The sequence below is a fragment of the Pseudolysinimonas sp. genome (assembly GCF_031389465.1).
GTDB lineage: Bacteria > Actinomycetota > Actinomycetes > Actinomycetales > Microbacteriaceae > Pseudolysinimonas_A.
In genome coordinates this window covers 1-3752 of sequence record NZ_JANMSQ010000107.1, presented here as the reverse complement: position 1 = coordinate 3752, position 3752 = coordinate 1, and the positions used below count along the sequence as shown (strand labels likewise).

The 3752-nt window shown below is 69.7% G+C and carries 4 protein-coding genes; all 4 read right to left on the bottom strand.

Features of this window, described 5'->3' with window-relative positions:
* On the bottom strand, positions 1-1021 hold a 1021-nt coding region (locus RMO30_RS04190), incomplete at its 3' end, for a homoserine dehydrogenase (RefSeq protein WP_309709913.1).
* The gene (lysA, locus tag RMO30_RS04185) at positions 1018-2406 is read right to left on the bottom strand and encodes a diaminopimelate decarboxylase (RefSeq protein ID WP_309709916.1); all 1389 of its coding nucleotides are present in this window, start codon (positions 2404-2406) and stop codon (positions 1018-1020) included. The genes lysA and RMO30_RS04190, both read right to left, overlap by 4 nt.
* A 93-nt stretch (positions 2407-2499) precedes the next feature.
* A complete protein-coding gene (locus RMO30_RS04180) occupies positions 2500-3345 on the bottom strand; it encodes a DUF2993 domain-containing protein (RefSeq protein ID WP_309709910.1) in 846 nt (281 codons plus the stop codon).
* Positions 3346-3355: 10 nt separating this feature from the next.
* A partial coding sequence (locus RMO30_RS04175) for a DALR anticodon-binding domain-containing protein (RefSeq protein ID WP_309709907.1) occupies positions 3356-3752 on the bottom strand: 397 nt, incomplete at its 5' end.

The window sequence follows — 3752 nt, the reverse complement described above, 5'->3', positions numbered from 1 at the left end:
CCTGGGTCGACTCGGCAACCCCGGGACCGCCGATGACGTGACGGCGGGCGGCCGAGACGACGTCGCCGAGTACCGCGGATGCGGTCTGCACTCCCCCGGCTCCGGCACCGTAGAACATCAGGCTGCCCGCCGCTTCGGCTTCGAGGAACACCGCGTTGTTGGCCCCGTGGACGGCGGCAAGCGGGTGGTCGAGCGGCACGAGCGCGGGGTGCACGCGGGCGCTGACCCCCTCGACTCCGGTCTCGGGATCGACGACGCGTTCGCACACCGCGAGCAGTTTCACGACGAAGCCAGCCCGGCGAGCGGCGGCGACCTGCTCGGTCGTGATCGAGAGGATGCCTTCCCGGTAGACGGACTCGAGGGGGACGGTGGTGTGGAAGGCGAGGCTCGCGAGGATCGCAGCTTTCTGCGCCGCGTCGTAGCCCTCGACATCTGCGGTCGGGTCGGCCTCGGCATAGCCGAGGCGCTGCGCGTCGGCGAGCGCCTCCTCGAGACTGTCACCGGCGGTGTCCATGCGATCGAGGATGTAGTTCGTGGTGCCGTTGACGATGCCGAGGATGCGCCGCACCCGGTCACCGGCGAGGCTGTCGCGCAGCGGCCGGATGATCGGGATCGCGCCGCCGACGGCCGCCTCGTAGTAGAGCTGGGCGCCGACCTGTTCGGCGATCTCGAACAACTCCGGGCCGTACGTCGCGAGCAGCGCCTGATTGGCGGTGATGACATCGGCGCCCGAGTTGAGCGCCAGTTCGAGGTACTCCCGCGCGGGTTCGAGGCCACCCATCAGCTCGATCACGATGTCGGCGCCGAGAATGAGCGAGCGGGCATCCGTGGTGAGCAGGTGCGCGGGGATCTCGGCGGAGCGCGGCGCATCGAGGTTGCGCACGGCAACGCCCACGAGCTCGAGCCCCGCGCCGACGCGTTCGCTCAGCTCGGCGCCGTGTTCGACGAGCAACGACGCCACCTGGGCGCCGACGGAACCCGCGCCGAGCAGGGCGATGCGGAGGTTGCGGTACTCGATCATGGGTTCACTCCAGCGTCTCTGCTCAGAAGATCGGCCTCGGTTTCGCGGCGCACGATGACGCGTGCGGCGCCATCCCGCACCGCGACGACGGCGGGACGGCCGAGGTAGTTGTAGTTGCTCGCGAGCGACCAGCAGTAGGCACCGGTCGCGGGCACGGCGACGAGGTCGCCCGGAGTGACGTCTCCCGGCAGATAGTCGGCGTGCACGACGATGTCGCCCGACTCGCAGTGCTTGCCGGCGATCCGTACCAGGGCGGGGTCGGCATCCGATTGCCGGTTCGCGATCCGTACCGAATAGTCGGCGCTGTAGAGGGCGGGGCGCACGTTGTCGCTCATACCGCCGTCGACGCTCACGTACTTGCGGGTCGCGGTGCCGTCCACCAACACGTCTTTGGTGGTGCCGACCTCATAGAGCGTGACAGTCGAGGGGCCGATGATGACCCGGCCCGGCTCGATCGCGACGACCGGCACCGGGATGTCGAGCTCGGCGCACTCGGCCGCGACCACCCGGGCGAAGTCGGCCGCGATGTCGGCGATCGGGGTCACGACGTCGGCGCTGGTGTAGGCGATTCCGAACCCACCGCCGAGGTTGAGTTCGGGCACCTCACCACCGGCGAGCAGCTCGGCGTGCACCGCAAGCAGTCGCCGCGCGGCTTCGGCGAAGCCTGCCGATTCGAAGATCTGCGAACCGATGTGCGAGTGCAGCCCGAGGAAGCGCAGCGATGGATGCGCACGGATCGCAGCCACGACATCCGCAGCGTCGGCGAGCGGGATGCCGAACTTCTGGTCTTCGCGCGCGGTCGCCAGATACTCGTGCGTCGAGGCATGCACGCCGCTGTTGATGCGCAGGCGCACGGCCTGCACCCGACCGTGGCGGTCGGCGGCGGTGGCAACGCGATCGATCTCGACGACACTGTCGAGAACGATCGCGCCCACGCCGAGGCCGACCGCTCGGTCGATCTCGGCGAGGCTCTTGTTGTTGCCGTGGAAGCCGAGCAGTGCCGGGTCGACTCCGGCGGCGAGCGCGACGGCGAGTTCCCCGCCGCTCGCCACGTCGATGCGCAGACCCTCCTCGACGACCCAGCGGGCGACCGTCGTGCACAGGAACGCTTTGCCGGCGTAGTAGACGTGTGCGCTCGAGCCGACGGCGGCGAACGCGGCACCGAAGGCGTCGCGCACCGCGACGGCCCGCGAGCGCACGTCGGCCTCGTCGACGACGTAGAGCGGGGTGCCGAACTCGGCGGCGAGCTCGGTCAGGGAGGCTCCCGCAACGCGGATCGCACCGTCGCCACCACGCACCGCAGAAGCCGGCCAGACGGCGGGAGCGAGCGCGTTCGCGTCATCCGGATGGGCGAGCCAGCCGGGTGCAAGAGGGGAGGCGGTCAAGAGGACGCTCACATGAGAAGAAGGGATCGGATGTGAGGCGAGCGGACCCGGCTTGGTCCCTGAAGCCCGCCCCAGTCTAATCCGACGGCGTCGTCAGCCTGCACAGACCCCGAGGGTCGCCAGTTCGGGCCCGCCGAGGGCTGCGCCGTCGCCGGTGATGCTCAGCACGAGCGCGTCGCCCTCGACGGCAGCATCCGTCAACACGAGCGCCTGCGGGAGGCTGCCTGCGACGCACACCGACTGCTGCTTGAGCAGGTCGCGCGCGAGGAAACCGAACAGCGGATCGTTGAGCAGCTGTTCGGCCGTGAACGTCGACTCGGCGACCGTCACACTCAACGGGGTGAAGACCAGCTGGCCCTCCGCCGCGGACGGGGTCAGCGACATCCCGACCGGAAGCGGCAGCCCGAAGACGCTGAACGCCGACGCCACGACGATGTCGGGATCGTCGAGTTCGATCGACTCGAGCTCGAGACCACTCAGACTGCCGGCGATTGACGCGAGGTCGCCCTCGTCGACCGAGAAGTCGACCCGCAGCACGTCGACCGGCTCCAGCTCGTCGAGCGGCACCCCCTCGGCATGCAGTTCCGCCGCACCGGTGAGGTCACCGAACGACAGCTCCGGCACCGTGACATCGACGCTCTGGATGCGGCCGGCGAGCGCCTGCAGGATGATCGACCCGCCCCCGAGGTCGACATCCACGTCCGTCTCTTCAGGCAGCTGCAGCACCTCGATGACGCGGGCGCGCACATAGTCCCGGGCATAGTCCTTCGCGATGCCGTCGGCGACGAGGAACGCGATCAGGCCGAGCAACACGAGGATGCCGACGACGATCAGCGCGACGAGCCAACCGCGACGCTTCTTCCGCGGGGGTGCCTCAGCGACCGACGGCCCGGGAGACGGCTCGGCGGGCTGCCCGGCGGGCAGGATCTCGGTGGTCACGCGTGGGTGCTCACATTCGCTCCGGTGCCGTCACGCCGAGCAGGCCAAGGCCGTTACGCAGCACCTGGCCGGTGGCATCGTTCAGCCACAAGCGAGTGCGGTGCAGGTCGGTGATCTCTTCGTCGCCGAACGGGCTCACCCGGCAAGCGTCGTACCAGCGGTGGTACGAGCCGGCGAGGTCTTCGAGATAGCGGGCGACCCGGTGCGGCTCCCGCAGCTCCGCCGCCTGCCGCACGACGCGCGGGAAGTCGGCGAGCGCGGCGAGCAGGATGCTTTCCGTCTCGTGCGTCAGCAGGCTCGCGTCGAAGGCATCTCGGGTCACCCCCGAGTCGGCTGCGTTACGCGCGACGGCGTTCGTTCGGGCGTGCGCGTACTGCACGTAGAAGACGGGATTGTCGTTGGAGCGT